This is a genomic window from Brevibacterium album DSM 18261 (assembly GCF_000426445.1).
Taxonomy (GTDB): Bacteria; Actinomycetota; Actinomycetes; order Actinomycetales; family Brevibacteriaceae; genus Brevibacterium; species Brevibacterium album.
In genome coordinates this window covers 209,788-227,845 of record NZ_AUFJ01000013.1, presented here as the reverse complement: position 1 = coordinate 227,845, position 18,058 = coordinate 209,788, and the positions used below count along the sequence as shown (strand labels likewise).

The window sequence follows — 18,058 nt, the reverse complement described above, 5'->3', positions numbered from 1 at the left end:
TCGGCGGTGTTCTCGGAGGATGTGGAGCGGGCCGAGCGTGTGGGTTCCCGGATCGATGCGGGGATGGTGTTTCTGAATACTCCGGAGGGGTCGCGGGAGTTCCTGCCCTTCGGTGGGGTCAAGCGTTCGGGTGTGGGTCGGGAGCTGGGCCCGCTGGCGATGGACGAGTTCGTGAACAAGCAGCTCGTGTACAAGCGCGGGGGCAGCGAACCTCTGCGAGGACAGGCGCAGCTCTCCCGTGCCGAGGCCGCTTCGAAGGGCTGAGGCACCCCTCGCACCCACCAGAATGACATCTGCGCACCTGCCGTGCTGAACGGCAGGTGCGCAGACGCAGCTCGGAGGAGCGGGAGGCATGAGGAAGGGACAGCGCAGGAGCGGAGGCTCACTCCCTCCGGTACTCGTCCACCACGCGGTCGAGCATCTTCAGCTGCGCCTCGGGGGACAGCCGCCTGCCCACCGCGACCCGGAAGCTGATCCCGTCCATCACCAGCCGCAGGGTGGAGACGAGATCGCCGTCCTTGGCAGCGGGAATCAGCGTGCCCTCCTCCACCGCGGACTCGATGAGATCGGCGACGATGCTGTTGAACGCCTCGAACTCCTTCACCACGACCCGCCCGATGCCGCCATCGCCCACCGCGAGGCCGAAGTAGCTCGCCTCCACCTGGGCGAGGAACACCCTCCGCTCATCGAGGGGAAGACATGCCCGCATGAATGCGTAGAGCCCTTCGAGCCCTTTCAGGGAACCCGGATCCACGAATTTGTAGATCTCCCGGTGGGAGTACATCAGCGCGTATCTCATCACTTCGCTCTTGTCAGCGAAATAGTGAGCGAGAATGCCCGTCGAATATCCCGCCTCGGCGGCGATCTGTCGAGTCGTGACCTGCGCCGCCCCTTCTCGCACGATCAGTCGGCAGACAGCCTCGGCGAATTCATCTCGCCTCTTGTCGTGATCGATGATCTTGGGCATTCTCAGGCCTCCGCTTTTATTCTGCAGTCCTCCCAATCATAGATCATCGGCACCAGGTCGCCCTGTGCCCAGTTCGCGTGCTGGCTCATCGACTCGGCCCGGACGGGTGAGCCCGCAGTGCCGGTGAGCGAGACCCACCGACTGCCGTGCGCCAGATCCGCGAGGTCGAAGACGTACTTGGCCACCGGACCGTAGACGGCGCGCAGCCCTCCCGCTGCGACGCACCCGTTGGCGAGGACCGTCTCGTTGTCCCCTCCCACGGCAGCACCCTCCGGCCTGACTTCGGCGAACAGGCTCGGACCGGACAGCGGCAGGAAGCGCACCGTGTGCAGCGCATCCCAGCGGCAGACCTCCGTGCCGGTCAGCACCTCCGCGATCGCCTCCGCCGCGAGTGCGGACAGGCGCTCCCGGACGATCACGCCTTCGGGGTCCCGGAGCAGGACGGGCAGCATCCACCACACCTCCGTCACCCCCTGAGCCTCGGCCACCGGCAGGGCAGCGCCCGCGGGGTTCAGCCCGCAGTCGATCCCCAGCTCGGCAAAGACCCGGGCGGCCAGCGTCCAGCGGATCCGCGCATAGTCCGCGGCGGCCGTCGACTCGGCCGCCATCTCCCCATCCCACGCGACCAGAGCGGCCAGCCTCCCGGCCGCTCCCCTGTCGCTCCCGGAGGCCACGGCCTCACCGGACAGGTCCGCCAGCAGGGCGACCACCTCGCGCGCGACGGCGGAGCTCGTGTCCTCGAGGAACCCCGCGGCCTGTGCGGGACTGACCTCGTCTGCCTCGGCGATCAGCTGCGAGAGCCTGTCCGCACGGTAGGAGGGGTGCGCATCCGTGCAGAAGTACGTGCCGTCCGGCAGCGCATCGCAGACCCGATTGTTCGCCGTCACCAGGAAGCCCGAGGCCGGATTCTTCTCCCGGGGCATGTCCGCGAACGGCACGTACCCGTGCCAGCGGTGCCCCTCGTCCGAGGCCGGCACCGGCAGCAGCCCGTTCTCCGCCGACCGCACGGGCACCCGTCCCCGGGCCCCGTACTCGATGTCCCCGGACAGGTCCGCGCACACGAGGTTGCTGTCCAGAACCCCCCAGGGCTCCATTGCGTCGATGAACTCCGTCGTGGTGCGCGCCCGCAGCATGGGCAGGGTGATGTCGAGGCTCCTGTCGGCATCGCGGAACTGCGCCGATTTCAGACTGAGCGCACCGCCACCGGCGCCGCCACGCTCGGTGACCAGCGGCCCCTCCGGAGTGTCGACGACCTCGATCCGGACGTCCTCGCCCTCGCGCACCCGGAGGGTCTCCTCACGCACGCGGTACTCCTCCGGCCGCTGCTCGATGCGCTCCTCCAGCTCCCCGAGATCGTGCACGTAGAGATCGTGGATGTCCGCGAACGTGTGGGTGAGCCCCCAAGCCACGGTGCCGTTGTGGGCGAAGTGCGGGAATCCGGGCACACCGGGGACCGTGAAGCCGATGGCGTCGAAGGTCCCGCCCCGCACGTGCATCTGGTAGTACATGGCAGGAAACTCGAAGGCTCGGTGCGGATCGCCCGCCACGATCGGCATGCCCGTGGAAGTCCGGGAGCCGGCGATCACGAAGTTGTTCGAGCCGCCCCCGGTCTCCTGCGGCACGAAGTGCCCGCGCAGCGCCTCTGCGAGGGAGGCCGCGGCCTCGGCGGAGAGGGTCGCCCTCGGCGCTCTGCTGCCGGCCGGCACCACCCGCAGCTCCTCGTCAGCCGCGTGGTACCGGAAGCGGCTCACGTCGAGGTCCGGGCGGCTCAGCGCCACGATCGCCCGCCACAGCTTGAACCACACCGACCCCATGAGGAACCCGCGCTGGCGCGCCACGGTGAGGCAGTCCGCCGGGGTCCATTCCGCAGGCTCCCAGCCGAGGTGCTCGAACTCGGCCGCATCGTAGGCGCGCTCGGCGATGCAGCGGTTGACCCCGCAGGCGTACGCCTCGAGGACCTCCCGCGTCTGCGGGGAGTGCGCGAGGAGGTCGCGCTCGGAGTTCGCACGCCCGCCCAGGCGCCGCGCGAGTGCGTCCCCGGCCACCGCCTCGGCCCCGACCACCTCGGCCCAGCGGCCCTCGCCGCGCAGGCGTGAGACCTCCATCGACCACAGCCGCTCGCGCGCGTGCTGGTGGCCCTGGAGCTCGAACGCCTCGGGGTCGGTCTCGGCCCACAGGTGGGCGATTCCATAGGGGTCCTTGAGGATGCGTGCCGTCATCGGATGCTCACTTTCACAAAGATCGTCGTCTGCTGTCCGGTGTGCCTCATCGCGCACTCGCCCCGGAGACCGCCTCGGCCGCCCCGGAGGCCGCGTCCCGCCCGCCGCGCCGCCTGCGCGCCGCCCTCCTCCGGATGTACTGCAGGCTGCTGACGGCGCGCGCACGCGGATCGATGAGCGCGCGCAGCCCGTCGCCGGCCAGGTTGAGCGCGAGCACGCTCGCGATGATCGCGATGCCCGGGAAGAGGATGAAGGTCGGCGCGACGGACAGGAAGTACCGCGCCTCGCCGATCATGTTGCCCCACGTGGGGGTCGGCGGCTGGACGCCCAGGCCCAGGAAGCTGAGCGAGGCGTCCGCGATGAGCGCGTTCGCGTACACGAAGATCGCCTGGATGAAGATCGCCGGCGCGCAGTTGGGCAGGATGTGGACGAGGATGTTCCGCACCGGGGAGACGCCCGAGGCCGTCGCCGCCGTCACATAGCCCTCCTCCTTGAGCGCGAGCACCCGCGCGTACACGACGCGGGCGATGTAGGGGGTGAAGACGATCCCCAGGCCCACGACCACGCTGATGATGCCGTTCTGGAGCGTCACCAGCAGGGCCATCGCGAGCACGATGGGCGGGAAGGCGAGGATCCCGTCCATGAGGCGCAGCACCACCGCAGAGGTGGGCTTCCACCAGGCCGCGATCGCGCCGAGCAGCACACCGCAGACCACCGCTATGAGGGTGACGAGGAGGCCGATGCCCAGCGAGACGCGGCCCGCGTAGACCGTGCGCGCGAGGATGTCCCGGCCGTACTCGTCCGTGCCGAACCAGTGCTCCCCGCTGGGCCCCAGCAGGCGGTCGGCCGGCTCCATCGCGGAGTGCGAGGGGAGCACGAACGGCCCCAGCAGACTCAGCAGCACCATCGCCGCGAACACCGCGGACCAGAACGCCGTGGACGGATCCCTGACCACGAACCGCACGAGCTGGCCGGGTCTCCTCGCCCGCGCCGCCGCAGCGGCCGGTCCGGCGGTGGGGACGGATGCTCCCGCTCCCGCCGCCGCAGTCGTCATCTCGGTCATCACACACGCACCTTCGGGTTCACGACTCCGTAGAGCAGGTCGGCAACGAAGTTCACGACCACGAACAGCAGGGCGAAGGTCATGGTCAGCCCCACCACGAGCGCGTAGTCGCGCGCCGTGATCGCGTTGTACATGGTCAGCCCCCAGCCCGGGATGGAGAAGATCGTCTCCGTGATGACCGCCCCGCCGAGCAGCGCGCCGAAGCTGTTGGCGGCCACCGTGATGAGGGACAGCAGGGAGTTCTTCAGCACATGGCGGACCAGGACCGCGGTCTCCCCCAGGCCCTTCGCACGGGCGGTCCGCACATAGCTCTTGAGCAGCTCGCCCGTCACCCCCTCGCGGAGCGTGGAGACGAACAGCGCCACCTGATGCGAGGCGAGCACCACCGTGGGCAGCGCGATGTGCAGCGCGAACAGGCCCAGCCCCTCCCCCGGCGGGACGTATCCCGCCGTCGGGAAGATCTGGATGGTGACGGCGAAGACCAGGATGAGCAGCAGCGCGAACCAGAACGTCGGCATCGCCAGGAACACCGCGCTGAGGCCCGGCACGAAGCGCGAGATCACCGACCGCGGCTTCGCGACCGAGTACACGGCCAGCGGAACGGAGATCAGCAGGCTCAGCACGGTGCTCGCGATCGCGATCGTCACGGTGGGCATCGCATGCGCGGCGATCACATCGAGCACGGGCAGCGAGAAGGAGCTGGAGAAGCCCAGGTCCCCCCTCACGAGGTTGCCCAGCCACGTGAGGTACTGCACGTACAGCGGCGCGCCCAGGCCCATGGACGCCGTCAGCGCGTCGATCTGCTCCTTGGTCGCATAGGGGCCCAGCAGCGCGGCCGCCGGCGACCCCGGGATCATGTGGATGAGCAGGAACGCCGCCGTCCCCACGAGGAGCAGGACGAGGACCAGATCCCGGAGCCGTCTCAGGACAGTGATCAGCATGGGTCACTCACCGAGGTGGGCGTTCCAGAAGATGCCGCTGGAGAAGTCGCTCATGTCCTGGAGCTTCTTCGACTTGGTCCCCAGGGTCCGGTTGGGAGCGATCGAGATGGCCGGGAGATCGTTCCAGATCTCCTCGTGGATCGCATCGACGGCGGCCCGCGCCTCCTCCTCCGAGGTCGAGGCGCTGTAGTCGGCCATGAGGCCGTCCATCGTCTCGCTGCTGTACTCACCGGGCCAGCTGGGCGAGAGGAAGAGCACCTGGGAGGGGGCGGACACCGCGCCGGAGAAGGCAGTCATCGAGATGTCCCAGCTCTCCGGCTCCTCCGTGAGCTTCGAGATCATGGTCGGGAAATCGTAGATCTGCACGTCGACCTCGAGTCCGGCCTCCTCGAGGACGCTCTGCAGGACCACCGCCATCTGGTAGTACTTCGGGTAGGTCTGCGAGGTGAAGATGCGGATGGGCCGGTCGATCCCGAGCTCCGCGAACTCCGCCGCGGCGGCCTCGGGATCGTGCTCCTCGTAGACCTCGCTGCCCGCCTCGGAGTGCATGGGCGCGTTCTCCGGGAGCGCGAAGGAGCCGTTCAGCGGGGACCACAGGTCCTCGGGCCCGAAGGAGGCCTGTGCCATCGCCTTCTTGTCGATCGCCTTGTTGAGCGCTCGGCGCGCCTCGACGGAGCTGAAGGCCGAATTCTCGTTGTGGTTGAGCAGGACGGTCGCGATGAGGCTCGACTTCACGGTGAAGACGTCCAGCTGCGGATCGTTCTGGAGCGGTTCGTACTGGTCCGCCGAGATCGACTGCGCCCAGTCGTACTGTCCGGCCTTGAGGCCGTTGAGCTGCTGGTTGGGGTCCGCGACGAACGAGTACTCGATGGCGTCGACATACGCCGTCTTCTCACCCGAGAGGCCGCTGGACTCGGCCTCGGAGGGGGCGTAGTCCTCGTACCGCACCAGCTTGATCCCCGTGCCGGTCGTGTAGGACTCGACCTCGAACGGACCGGTGCCGATGATCTCCTCGGTCGGGATGGGCGACTCGCCCGCCGCCTCGGCGACCTCCGCGGGAATGATGATCGCGCCCTGGATCGCGCCGGCGAGATCGGCCAGCAGCGAGTAGCGCGGCTGCGTGAGCTGGATCGTGACGGTCGACGCGTCATCGGCGGTGACCGATTCGATGGCCGCGGCCGCGGCCGTGCCCGTCGCGCTGATCTGCTGCCAGCGCTCGAGGCTCGCGACCACGTCCTCGGCCTCCATCGGCTCGCCGTTGTGGAAGGTCACGCCCTCGCGGAGCCGGATCGTGTAGATCCTCGAGTCCTCGGAGACCTCATAGCTCTCGGCGAGCATGGGCTGCGGGACGAAGCTCTCGTCCATCGCGAACAGGTTCTCGAAGATGTTGATGCCCGGGACGATGGTGAGCGAACCGGTGTTCAGGCCCATGTCCAGCGTCGTGGGGTCGCCGGCGATCGCGGCGCGGACGGTCCCGCCCTGTGCGGGCTCACCGCCGCCCGCCCCGGAAGCTGCGGTGCCCGCGCCTCCCGAGGACCCGCAGGCGCTCAGCAGCAGAGCCGAGGCGAGCAGGCCCGAAAGCGCTGCCGCCTTCGCTGTTCTCTTCATGGTGTTCTCCTTCTCGGATGACGGCGATCCGCGTCGCTGCGGTCGCAGAGTTCGTGGGCCCCGGCACGGAGCCGGAGGCCATGGGGTCAGATCGAAGTCTCGACGTTCGCGGCGAGCAGCCTGCGGGTGTACTCCGTCCGCGGGCTGCCGATGATCTCCTCGGGGGTGCCGACCTCGACGATCCGGCCGCCGTGCATCACCGCGACGCGGTCGGCCACGTTGAGGACGAGATTGAGGTTGTGAGTGATGAACAGATAGGAGACGGAGGTCTGTTCGCGCAGATCGAGGAGCACGTTCATGATCTGCCCCTGCACGGAGACGTCGAGGGCCGAGGTCGGTTCGTCGGCGATCAGCAGGGCGGGGCTGATGCTGATGGCCCTCGCGATCGAGACCCGCTGCTTCTGACCGCCGCTGAGGGCGTCCGGGACGTGGTCGAGGTACTCCTCGGGCAGCCCCACCTGGCTCATGAGCTCCGCCGCCCGCGCATGCGCCTGCCGCTTGGACAGCCCGCCGAGGTGGATCATCGGCTCCGACACCGATTCGCGGATCGTCAGGCGCGGGTCCAGCGTGCCGTGCGGGTTCTGGAAGACCACCTGCACGTTCCGCCTGAGCTCCCGCACGGCCGCCCTCCTCCGCGAGTGCTCGTGCCCCTGCACCGAGACCGTTCCCGCATCCGCGGTCTCGATCCCGGCGAGGATCCGGCCCAGCGTCGTCTTCCCCGAACCGCTCTCGCCGACCAGACCGAGGAACTCGCCCTCCCTGATCTCGAGGCTCACCCCGTCGAGGGCGCGAGTGACGTGCGAGCGCCGCAGGGACGCTCTGCTCCGATAGCTCTTCGAGACGTCCTCCGCACGCGCGATCACCGCGCGCCCGGCGGTGTCCTCGCTGCGGCCGGGCTCCGCCCCGGCGTCCTCGGCGAACCCCGCTGCGGCCACCGCCTCCTGGTTCCAGCACGCGGCCTCGTGCTGGGCCGAGACGGGCAGGAGCTGCGGGGTCTCGGTCCGGCACACGTCCGTGGCGAACGCGCACCGGTCCTGGAACCGGCAGCCGATGATCTCGAGCGAGGGGTTGGGCACCCTCCCCGGAATCGTCTCGAACCGGGAGACGCCGGTCCTCCCCACCTTCGGCATGCACTCCAGGAGCCTGCGCGTGTAGGGATGCCGCGGGTTCTCCAGGAGCTCCTGCGCCGGCGCGGCCTCGACCACTCGCCCGGAGTACATGACGGCGATCCGGTCGGCCATATAGGCGGCGACGCCGATGTCGTGGGTGATGAAGATGCACGCCATGTCCCTCGTGGCCTGCTCGTTCCTGATGATCCGGAGGATCTCCGCCTGAACCGTGACGTCGAGCGCCGTGGTCGGCTCGTCCGCGATGAGGAGGCTCGGATCGTTGATGAGCGCCATCGCGATCATGACCCGCTGCTGCATCCCGCCCGAGAGCTGGTGCGGGTACTTCCGCAGCGTCCCCGCCGGATCCGGAATGCCCACCTCCTCCATGAGACGCAGCGCCTTCGCCCGCGCGGCCTCGCGGTCCATCCGCCTCGCCGCCTCGACGAGCTGGTCCTCGATCCGGCAGCTGGGGTTGAGCGCCTCCATGCTCTCCTGGAACACCACGCCGATCTCGCTCCCGCGGATCCGGTTCATCGCGGTCTGGTCGAGGCCGAGGAGGTCCTCGCCGTCGAGCGCCGCATGTCCCACCGGAACCGTCGCCGAGGTGTACTCCAGCAGCCGCGCGAGCGAGAGGGAGGTCAGCGTCTTGCCGCTGCCCGATTCCCCCACGATGCACAGCAGCTCACCGCGCTCCAGCGAGAGGTCCACCTGCGCGACGAGCCGGCTGCTGCCCTCGTCCGTCAGGAGGTCGACCCCGAAGTCGCGAAGCTCCAAGAAACCCATGCATCCCTCCTCGTTCCGTTCGCTTTATTCTTCATCGGATGACCGACATTGTCTAGAGATATCTGTGACTCATGTCGCAGACCTGAGATCAGACGCGCGCCGCCAGTGCGGCGAAGGCCTCGTCCGTGATCTCGAGGGCCCGTGCGATGTCCTCGGGCCCGTGCGCGGCTGAGAGGAACCAGTTGTGCGTCGGGTGCAGGTACACGCCGCGACGCACGGCCTCATCCGCGAACGCACGGGAGAGCTCCTGGTGCTCATCGCCCGCGAACTGCAGCAGCGGCATCTGCGCGGGCCCGGAGACCTCGACCTCGAGGCCGAGCGCGCTCGCCTGCGCGCGCAGCCCGCTCGCGAACGTCTCCCCGGCGGCGCGGATGCGCTCCAGGGCATCGGTCTCGCGGAGCACTCGCAGAGTGGCGAGCGCCGCGGCCATCGGGACGGGCGAGTACCAGAAGGAGCCGGTCACGTAGATGGCCTCCGCGCCTGCACGCAGCCACTCGCGGCCGGTCACCGCCGCGAGCGGCTGGCCGTTGGCGATCGCCTTGGACCACGCGGCGAGGTCGGGCCGCACCCCCAGGGGCTCCCAGCTGCCCGCGAGGTCGAGGCGGAAGCCGCAGCGCACGTCGTCGAGGATGAGCGCGGCACCGCGCGCGTCCGCGATCCCGCGCAGTCCGCGGGCGAATTCGGCCGTCGCGTGCTCCTGCCGCCTGCCCAGCTCCTGGCGCACGGGAGAGACGATGATGCCGGCGAGGTCGTCGCCTGCGCGGTCCGCGGCCGCCTCCGCCGAGGCCGCGTCGTTGTACTCGAAGAAGTCGAGGTGCGCGCGGTCCTCCGGCAGCACGCCGCCCAGGGAGGGGCTGCACCACGGCGCGGCCCCGTGATAGGCGCCGGCGGCCACGAGGATCTTGCGCCGGCCCGTGGCCGCCCTCGCCGTGGAGACGCAGGCGGTGGTCGCATCGGTGCCGTTCTTCGCGAGCACGGTCCAGTCCGCGTGCGGGATCATCCCGGTGAGCACCTCGGCGAGCTCGACCATGACCGGCGTCGGCCCGTTCATCACGTCACCGCGGGAGAGCTGCCCGCGCACCGCCTCCTCGACCTCGGGATGCCTGCGCCCGAGCACGATGGGTCCCCAGCCGCACATGAAGTCGATGAATTCGCGGCCGTCGACGTCCCGGAGCCGGCACCCCTCGCCGTGGTCCATGAACTGGGGGTATCCCTCGGGCAGCTTCTGCGCGGCCATGTGCCCGTACATCCCCGCAGGCAGGACGGCTGCGGCGCGGCGCCTCCACTCACGGTCCTGCGGCCTGCCGTCCCCGGCGCTCACAGCAGCTCCTTCGCGACGGCCTCGATGCCGGGGGCGTCGAGCCGGTAGTGGGCATAGAGTGCGGCGGGCGGGCCCACCGGGACATGCTCGTCGGGGACCCCGTGCTTCCTGAAGCGCACGCCGGGCAGGCCGAGCTCCAGCAGGACCTCGCCCACCGCGGTGCCGAGGCCGTTCGTGAGGTTCGCCTCCTCGACGACGAGGATGCGCCCGGTCTCCCGGGCGGCCCGCTCGATCGCCTCCCGGTCGAGCGGGCGGATCGAGTACATGTCGATCACACGGACACCGATGCCGTGCTCGCCCAGCCGCGCGGCGGCCTCGAGCGCGGGGTGCACGGTGGAGCCCACCGAGATGATCGTGAGGTCGCCCCCCTCCCGCACGGTCAGGGAGCGGCCGAACCGGACCTCCGGCGGGGTCTCGTACACCTGGGGATCGCGCCCGCGGCCCAGCCGGATGTACATCGCGCCCGGGTGGTCCACCGCGGCCCGGAGCACCGCCCGCAGGTGGTTCGCATCCGTCGCGGCGACGACCGTGAGGTCCGCGATCGTCCGCATGATCCCGAGGTCCTCGAGGCTGTGGTGGCTGGTGCCGTAGAAGCCCAGGGAGATCCCGGAGTGGTGGCCCACCACGCGCACCGGCATCCGGGGATAGGCGCAGTCGGTGCGGATCTGCTCGGCCCCGAGCAGGGCGGCGAAGGACGCGAAGGTGCTGGCGAACGGGACGCATCCCGCGCTCGCCATGCCCGCGGCCATGGTGATCATGTTCTTCTCCGCGATGCCGGTGTTGAAGAAGCGCTCGGGGTGCCGCTCGCGGAAGTCGTTCGCCCGGCTGGCCCGCCCGAGGTCCGCAGTGAGGACCACGATGCGCGGGTCCTCCTCCGCGAGGTCCGCGAGTTCCTCCCCGAAGACGAACGCCGGGATCTGCCGGGTGTCGTTCCCGTCTGAGGAGCGCGCGTCCCTGAGCCCGGTGTCCGCCGTGCCGTTGAAGACCTCGGACTGGTCCTGCCAGTCCTGCTCGCCCGTGCCGGTGAGTGGCTGCGTGCTCATCCCTGGCCCCCTTCCAGCTCCGCGACGACATCGTCATAGTCCTGCCCCACGAGGTTGCCCACGTGCCAGTCGGGGCTCAGCTCCATCCGCGCCACTCCCCTGCCCTTGACGGTGTCCGCGATGATGCACTGCGGCGCGCCGTGATCCTGGGAGGGCAGGGCATCGAAGGTCGCGAGGATCGCGGGCAGATCGTGACCGTCGATCCGATGCACGTCCCAGCCGAAGGCGCGGAAGCGCTCGTCGATCGGCTCGACCGCCATGACGTCCCGCGTGAAGCCGTCGATGCACAGCTGGTTGGCGTCCACGATCACGCGCAGGCGGCCGAGGCGGTGATGGGCGGCCGCCATCGCCGCCTCCCAGATCTGCCCCTCCCCCAGCTCTCCGTCGCCCGTCATGACCCAGACGTTCGCGGAGTGCCCGGCCAGACGGGTGGCGAGCGCCATGCCCGCTCCCACCGAGAGCCCGTGGCCCAGCGAGCCGGAGCTGAAGTCGATGCCGGGGATCTTCTTCATGTCGGGGTGATCGCCGAAGGGGCTGCCCATGCGGGTGAAGGACTCCAGCAGCTCAGGCTCGTAGAACCCCAGGTCCGCGAGCACGGGGTAGAGCCCGATCGCGGCGTGGCCCTTGCTGAGGACGAAGCGGTCCCGGGCGGGGTGCGCCGGCTCGCGCGGGTCGATGCGCAGCTCGCGGTAGTACAGCGCCGCGAGCAGCTCCGCACAGGAGAACACGGCCGAGTAGTGCCCGGCCCCCGCGATCCTCGTGAGGCGGACGGTCTCGAGCCGGATGAAGCGGGCCTTCTCCTCCAGCACTTCGAAGGGGACCTTCGAGCGGCCCGGCAGCTCCCGGACGGGCGTCGCGATGGACATGGTGAATTCTCCTTCTGATTTCTTCGGTTAACCGATATAGACAGGGTGTGGAAAGGCCTTCGCAGAGACGCCGCGCGCAGCAGAGACCCCGCCCGGTCGCGCTCAGAGGTTGGGGCGCCTCCTGCCATGCCCGGTCGCGGCCTCGAAGGCGTGCGCGACCCTGAGCAGCTCGACGTCCCGGCCGGGCGCGGCGACGATCTGCACGCCCACGGGGAGCCCGCCCGCGCTGAAGCCGCCGGGGACGGACACGGCCGGGCACCCCGTCGCCGAGACGAGCGTGGCCGCCCGCATCCAGCCCAGGTAGTCCGGCATCGCGACCCCGTTCACGGCGACCGGGTACTCGATCTCAGCGTCGAAGGGGAGCACCTGGCTGCTGGTGCAGACCATGACGTCGTGGTCCGCGAAGAACGCGTGGACGGCGGCGGCCAGCCGGGTCCGCGCCCGGTCGCGGTCCCGCAGATCCGCCGCCGTGAGCCTGCGCCCGAGCTCGATGTTCTCCGCGACGAAGTCCTTGATCCCGCCGGGGTGCGCCTCGGCGAGCTCTCCGAACCCGCAGAAGAAGTCATAGGCGCGCTGGACGCGGAACACCTCATCGGCGTCCCGCAGGTCGATGGCGGCGGCCCCGACCTCGGCACCCAGGCCGGCGAGCACCCCGGCCGCGCCCTCGACCACCGCGCGCACCTCCGGCTCCACCTCCACGAGCCCGCCGAGGTCCGCGGAGAACCCCACCCGGAGGTCGGCGAGTCCCGGCTCCCAGGCCGCCCCGAGCGCGAACTCGGGGAGGTCGAAGACCTCGCCGCCCTCGTGGATCGAGCCCGGGCCGGCGGGATGGGGACCGGCCGTGGCCTGCATGAGCAGGGCGACGTCCCCGACCTCGCGCGCCATGTACCCGGACTGGGTCATCCACGACCAGGGATTGGGCGAGACATTGGGCAGCCTGCCGTTCGAAGGCCGGAAGCCCACGATGCTGTTGAAGGACCCCGGGGTGCGCAGCGAGCCGCCCATGTCCGAGCCGTCGCCCGAGCCCTGCACGCCCGCCGCGATCACGGCCGCGGCACCACCGGAAGAGCCTCCGGCCGACCGGCTCCTGTCATAGGGGTTGCGCGTAGTCCCGAAGAGCGGGTTGAACGTGTGGGAGCCAGCGCCGAGCTCGGGCAGGTTGGTCTTGCCCGTCGTGATCACCCCGGCGCGCTTGAGCCGGGCGACGGGCAGGCAATCCTCCGCGGCCACCGCGTCCCTGAGCAGGAGCGAGCCCCAGGTCGTCGGCAGTCCCGCCGCGGCATGGGAGTCCTTGTGCGTCATCGGCACGCCGTGCAGCAGGCCGAGCGGCTCACCCGCCGCACGTGCGGCATCGGCGGCGGCCGCCCGCTCGAGGGCGGTCTCGGCGTCCAGTGCGATGACGGCATTGAGCTCGCCGTTCACCTCGTCGATGCGCGCGAGGTGGTCCCGCACCGCCTCGACGGCGCTCACCTCCCCCGCCGCGATGCGCGCCGCGAGCTCGCGAGTGCTCAGCCACGTCAGTTCACCGGCCATGTCTCCCCTTCCCTCGTCCGCCGAGGCGCCACAGGCCCCCGGCGCCGGCGGCGGGACGCTCTCGGCCACCGCCCGCTCTCATGTGCCGACCGCCCCGCCCTGCTCCCGTGCGAGGCTCAGTGTTTTATATTGGACGACCGACCAATAACATGGAACACTAGCACGTGATTCCCGACACATCCAGGGTCCCCGGGAGCCTCCCCGCACGGACCCGGCCGGCAGAAAGGCCTCCATGAACGACCGCGCACCCCTTCTCGACCTCCGGCTCCCGGCCGCCGCCGCAGTCCCCGAGGCCCTCCGAGACCCCGCCGCGCACTGGGCCGCCGTGGACGCCGCCGCCGCGGAGCTGGACCCGCCCTTCGCAGTGCTCGACCGCGGCGCCCTGGCCTGGAACGCGCACGACATCCTCAGGCGTGCACAGGGCATGCCGGTGCGCGTGGCCAGCAAATCCGTCCGCATCCGCGCCGTCCTCGAGGCGGTGCTCGCGCTCCCCGGCTACCGGGGCGTCCTCGCCTTCACCCTGCCGGAGGCCCTGTGGCTCGCGGAGTCCGGCTTCGACGACATCGTGGTGGCCTATCCCAGCGCGGACCGCGCGGCCCTCCGGCGCCTCGCCTCCGATCCCGCACTCGCCGCGGCCGTCACGATCATGGTCGACGATCCCGCACACCTCGACCTCGTGGACGAGCTCGCGCCGCCGGCCGGGCGCGCGAGGGTCCGCGTGGCCCTCGACCTCGACGCCTCGCTCCTCATGGAGCAGCCGGACGGGAGCACGCGGCGCGCCGGAGTGCACCGCTCCCCGCTGCACAGCGCAGACGACCTGGCCGCGCTGGCACAGGAGGTCGCGCGGCGTCCCGGCTTCCGCCTCGTCGGCCTCATGTCCTATGAGGCGCAGGTGGCCGGAGTCACAGACGAGGGCCCCGGAGCCGAGGCGATCCGCGAGATGAAGCGCGCCTCGGTCGCAGAGCTCGCCGTCCGCAGGCCCGAGGCGGTGGCCCGGGTCCGCGAGATCGCGCAGGCGGCCGGGCACGACCTCGAGTTCGTCAACGGCGGCGGCACCGGGTCCATCGAGACCACCCGCGAGGACCCGAGCGTGACGGAGGTCGCCGCGGGCTCCGGCCTGCTGGGCCCCCACCTGTTCGATCACTACACCGCCTTCACCCCCGCACCCGCGGCCGCATTCGCCCTGTCCGTGGTCCGGAAGCCCGCCCCGGACATCGCGACGCTGCTGGGCGGCGGGTGGATCGCCTCGGGCTCGCCGGGGCCGGACCGGCTGCCGCAGCCGGTGTGGCCGGCAGGCCTCGAATACACCCCCACGGAGGGTGCCGGCGAGGTGCAGACCCCGCTGCGCGGTGAGGCCGCCCAAGCGCTCCGGGTGGGTGACCGCGTCTGGCTGCGGCACACGAAGTCCGGCGAGCTCGCCGAGCACGTGCCCGCCGTCCGCCTCATCGACTCCGCGGACGGGGGCAGGCTCCTCGGCGCGCTGCCGACGTACCGCGGCGAGGGCCGGTGCTTCCTCTGAGGCAGTCGCTCCTGCGCGGAGGCGGCGAGCGGGCGCGGCGAGCGCTCCCGCGCCCACTTCGCGAGGCCCTGCGCACAGCTCTGCGCCGAGGAACTCCGCACCCGGCCCGGCGGCCCCGCACTGAGAACATCTGCGCCCAGTGCGACAGCCCCGCACACCAGCACGCGGACGCGAACCCGTCGACACGGATGCGGTCGCGCGCCGCATCGACATCAGGAGAGTGATGACACATGAAACAGGCCCCACCGCCGGCCCAGGACGCCGGCACCGCCCGACAGTGGCAGAACTGGTCGCGGACCGTCAGCTGCCTCCCGGCCAGGGCACCGGTCGCCGCGAGCCTCGCCGAGGTGCGGGAGGCCGTCGCGGCCGCGGCCTCGGCCGGAGAGCCCCTGCGAGTGGTGGGAGCCGGGCACTCCTTCGGCGACAACGTCGCCACCCCCGGGACCCTGCTCAGCCTCGACGGCATGAAGGGGCTGCTCGACGTCGACGCGCAGGACCACCGGGTGCGGGTGGCGGCAGGCACGCGGCTCTGGGAGCTCAACGAGGAGCTCGACCGGCACGGCCTGGCCATGATCAACCTCGGAGATGTGGACCGCCAGTCGCTCGCGGGCGCAGTCTCCACCGGCACGCACGGGACCGGCGCCGGCATGGGCGGCCTGCCCACCCTCGTGGAGGCGGTCGAGCTGGTGACGGCCTCGGGCGAGGTCATCGAATGCACGGCCGACGATCCCCGCCTGCTGCGCGCGGCACGGCTGACGAACGGGGCGCTCGGCGTCGTCACCGCGTACACCCTGCGCGTGGCACCGGCCTACCGCCTGCGGGAGCGGCTGAGCACCGAGCCTCTCGACGAGCTGCTCACCCGCCTCGACGCCGAGGCCGACGCCCACCGGCACTTCGAATTCTTCACGTTCCCGTACAGCGACAGCGCGATGGTCAAGCGGATCGACCTCGCCGACGGGCCCGGCGGGGCTGCTGGGGGCGGCGGCACGGCCGGGGCAGGCGGGGGCGAGGTGCGGTCCCGCACCGAGGTCGCACCCGCCGACCACCTCACGATGGCCGAGGCCGTCGCCCTGGGACGGGCCGACCCCTCCCGCATCCCCGAGCTCAACCGCAGGCTCAGCGCCTCCGTGGGCGTCCACACCTTCGAGGGCCCCTCGCATCGGATCCTCATCTCCGCCCGCAACGACCGGTTCGTGGAGACGGAATGGGCGCTGCCCTGCGCCGCCGCGGCCGCCGTCCTCACGGAGATGCGCGCCTTCGTCGAGAGCAGGAATCTGCCCGTGAACTTCCCCTTCGAGGTGCGCTTCGTCCAGGGTGACGAGGACTCGCTGCTGAGCTCCTCCTACGGGCGGGACACGTGCTACATCGCCGCGCACGTGTCCGAGGGCATCGAGCACCGGGGGTTCTTCGCGGGGCTCGGGGAGATCGCGCTGGCCCACGGCGGGCGGCCGCACTGGGGCAAATGGCACGACCTCGACGCGGACCGGTTCGCGCGGCTGTACCCCCGCTGGGAGGAGTTCCAGGCCGTGCGGCGCGAACTCGATCCCGCCGGCGTGTTCGCGAACGACCACATCCGCCGCGTGTTCGGCGACTGAGGCCGGGGGCGCGCCCGCGGGGCCACCCCGCACCCGCGGGAATGGCCCGCCGCAGGTCAGTGTGCCCGCACCCTCCATCCGCACCCACGGAAGTGGTCTGCCGTGCCAACGCGTTTCGCGCAGAATCGCGTTCGCACGGCAGACGACAACCGCGTGCGGCCAGGCAGCAGGGGGCGGCGGTGGGCCTGTATGCCGGTACCCGCAGGCCCGCCCCGCCTCAGCCGGCCTCCGCGACCTCCGCCTCCGCGAACGTCGCGGTGTCGATGACGAAGCGGAAGAGGACATCGCCTGCGACCACGCGGTCGTAGGCGGCTTCGACATCGGCCACGCCGATCTTCTCGATCCAGGAGCCGATGCCGTGCTCGGCGCAGAAGTCGAGCATCTCCTGGGTCTCCGCGATCCCGCCGATGTTGGAGCCCGTGAGCACCTTGGCTCCCGCGATGAGCGCGCCGAACTTCAGCGCCTGCGCCTCGGGCGGCAGACCCACGACGGCCATGACCCCGCGCGGTGCCAGCAGTCCCAGGTAGCGGTTCAGCGGGAGATCGGCACTGACGGAGTTGAGGATGAAGTCGAACTCGCCGCGGTGCGCGGAGAAGAAGCCCTCCTCCGCGGTGGAGAGCACCTGGGAGGCGCCCAGCCGCCGCGCGGTCTCCTCCTTGCGGAGGCTGCGGGAGAGGACCGTGACCTCGGCGCCCATGGCACGGGCGATCTGCACGCCCATGTGCCCCAGACCGCCCAGGCCCAGCACCGCGACCTTCGTTCCGGGCCCCACGTTCCAGCGGGAGAGCGGTGCATAGGAGGTGATGCCGGCGCACAGCAGCGGCGCGGCCGTGTCGAAGTCCAGCGAGTCGGGGATGCGGCAGACGAAGCGGTCGTCCACGACGACCTTCTCGGCGTATCCTCCCTGCGTGATCGTGCCGTCGAGGTCCACCGAGTTGTAGGTGCCGACCTTCTGCGCCTCACAGTTCTGCTCGAAGCCGGCGGTGCACTCCCCGCACTCGCCGCACGCGTTCACGAGGCAGCCCACGCCCACGCGGTCGCCCGGCCGCCATGCGGTGACCTCCGGCCCCACCGCCTCGACGACGCCGGCGATCTCGTGTCCCACCGTGAGCGGGAAGTGCGCCTCACCCCATTCGTTGCGGATGGTGTGGATGTCGCTGTGGCAGATGCCGGCGGCCCGGATGTCGATGAGGACATCGTGCGCGCCCACGTCCCGGCGCTCGATGGTCGTGACGCGGAAGGGCTCCTGCGGCCCGGTCTTCTGCAGGACCTTGGTGGGGATCGACATGGCTTCCTCCTGGGCAGGGCGCATCGGGTAGGATCGCAAGGACACTGACCGAACGATCACTCAATACCAGTCCTGCAGCCTCCGCCTTCCTCCGGCGAAGGCCATGTGACCGGCAGTCGGTACTGTACCGCTGTCTTCGGCGCAGCGCGGCAACGACGCCGCGGAGCACCCGCGGGTCCGTCACAGCCCGCACCGGCGAACCG

General features: G+C 70.9%; 14 protein-coding genes and 1 pseudogene. 3 read left to right on the top strand and 12 right to left on the bottom strand.

Annotated features, from left to right (window positions below; all coding sequences use genetic code 11):
• On the top strand, positions 1-264 hold a 264-nt coding region (locus tag K318_RS0111270), incomplete at its 5' end, for an aldehyde dehydrogenase family protein (RefSeq protein ID WP_029089563.1).
• Positions 265-382: 118 nt separating this feature from the next.
• Here K318_RS0111270 and K318_RS23765 read toward each other — a convergent pair.
• The 11 genes and pseudogenes from K318_RS23765 to K318_RS0111220 all read right to left on the bottom strand — a co-directional run bounded on the left by K318_RS23765 (position 383) and on the right by K318_RS0111220 (position 13,453).
• A complete protein-coding gene (locus K318_RS23765) occupies positions 383-799 on the bottom strand; it encodes a TetR family transcriptional regulator C-terminal domain-containing protein (protein ID WP_245579871.1) in 417 nt (138 codons plus the stop codon).
• Positions 800-805: 6 nt separating this feature from the next.
• Positions 806-967: pseudogene (locus K318_RS25900) on the bottom strand (TetR family transcriptional regulator); the annotation flags it as partial.
• A 2-nt stretch (positions 968-969) separates the two neighbouring features.
• Entirely contained in the window at positions 970-3,186 is a 2,217-nt protein-coding gene (locus K318_RS21280) for a penicillin acylase family protein (RefSeq protein WP_051297901.1), read from the bottom strand.
• Positions 3,187-3,232: 46 nt separating this feature from the next.
• Positions 3,233-4,249 (bottom strand): ABC transporter permease, encoded by a 1,017-nt coding sequence (locus K318_RS21275; protein WP_051297900.1) that lies wholly within the window; start codon positions 4,247-4,249, stop codon positions 3,233-3,235.
• Positions 4,249-5,190 carry an ABC transporter permease gene (locus tag K318_RS0111250; protein WP_029089562.1) on the bottom strand — a complete coding sequence of 314 codons (942 nt, stop codon included), beginning with the start codon at positions 5,188-5,190 and terminating at the stop codon, positions 4,249-4,251. Before K318_RS0111250 ends, K318_RS21275 begins: the two co-directional genes overlap by 1 nt.
• Positions 5,191-5,193: 3 nt before the next feature.
• The gene (locus tag K318_RS0111245; protein WP_029089561.1) at positions 5,194-6,798 is read right to left on the bottom strand and encodes an ABC transporter substrate-binding protein; all 1,605 of its coding nucleotides are present in this window, start codon (positions 6,796-6,798) and stop codon (positions 5,194-5,196) included.
• A gap of 86 nt (positions 6,799-6,884) precedes the next feature.
• The gene (locus tag K318_RS0111240; protein WP_029089560.1) at positions 6,885-8,690 is read right to left on the bottom strand and encodes a dipeptide ABC transporter ATP-binding protein; all 1,806 of its coding nucleotides are present in this window, start codon (positions 8,688-8,690) and stop codon (positions 6,885-6,887) included.
• An 88-nt stretch (positions 8,691-8,778) separates the two neighbouring features.
• On the bottom strand, positions 8,779-10,011 hold the full coding sequence (locus tag K318_RS0111235) for an aminotransferase class III-fold pyridoxal phosphate-dependent enzyme (RefSeq protein WP_029089559.1): 1,233 nt from the start codon (positions 10,009-10,011) through the stop codon (positions 8,779-8,781).
• On the bottom strand, positions 10,008-11,054 hold the full coding sequence (locus K318_RS0111230) for a transketolase family protein (RefSeq protein WP_029089558.1): 1,047 nt from the start codon (positions 11,052-11,054) through the stop codon (positions 10,008-10,010). The genes K318_RS0111235 and K318_RS0111230 overlap by 4 nt, the downstream gene beginning before the upstream one ends.
• Positions 11,051-11,920, bottom strand: a complete 870-nt coding sequence (locus K318_RS0111225; protein WP_029089557.1) for a transketolase — start codon at positions 11,918-11,920, stop codon at positions 11,051-11,053. Before K318_RS0111225 ends, K318_RS0111230 begins: the two co-directional genes overlap by 4 nt.
• Before the next feature lie 102 nt (positions 11,921-12,022).
• Positions 12,023-13,453: an amidase gene (locus tag K318_RS0111220; protein ID WP_029089556.1), complete on the bottom strand. Its 1,431-nt coding sequence runs from the start codon at positions 13,451-13,453 to the stop codon at positions 12,023-12,025.
• A gap of 232 nt (positions 13,454-13,685) precedes the next feature.
• On the opposite strand from K318_RS0111220, the gene K318_RS0111215 reads away from it, so the two are divergent.
• Positions 13,686-14,972, top strand: coding sequence for an alanine racemase (locus K318_RS0111215; RefSeq protein ID WP_029089555.1), 1,287 nt, complete (start codon positions 13,686-13,688; stop codon positions 14,970-14,972).
• Positions 14,973-15,202: 230 nt separating this feature from the next.
• On the top strand, positions 15,203-16,567 hold the full coding sequence (locus K318_RS0111210) for a D-arabinono-1,4-lactone oxidase (protein ID WP_029089554.1): 1,365 nt from the start codon (positions 15,203-15,205) through the stop codon (positions 16,565-16,567).
• Between the two features lie 217 nt (positions 16,568-16,784).
• Here the strand turns inward: K318_RS0111210 and K318_RS0111205 are convergent, their stop codons facing one another.
• Positions 16,785-17,855: an NAD(P)-dependent alcohol dehydrogenase gene (locus K318_RS0111205; RefSeq protein ID WP_029089553.1), complete on the bottom strand. Its 1,071-nt coding sequence runs from the start codon at positions 17,853-17,855 to the stop codon at positions 16,785-16,787.
• Between the last annotated feature and the right edge of the window lie 203 nt (positions 17,856-18,058).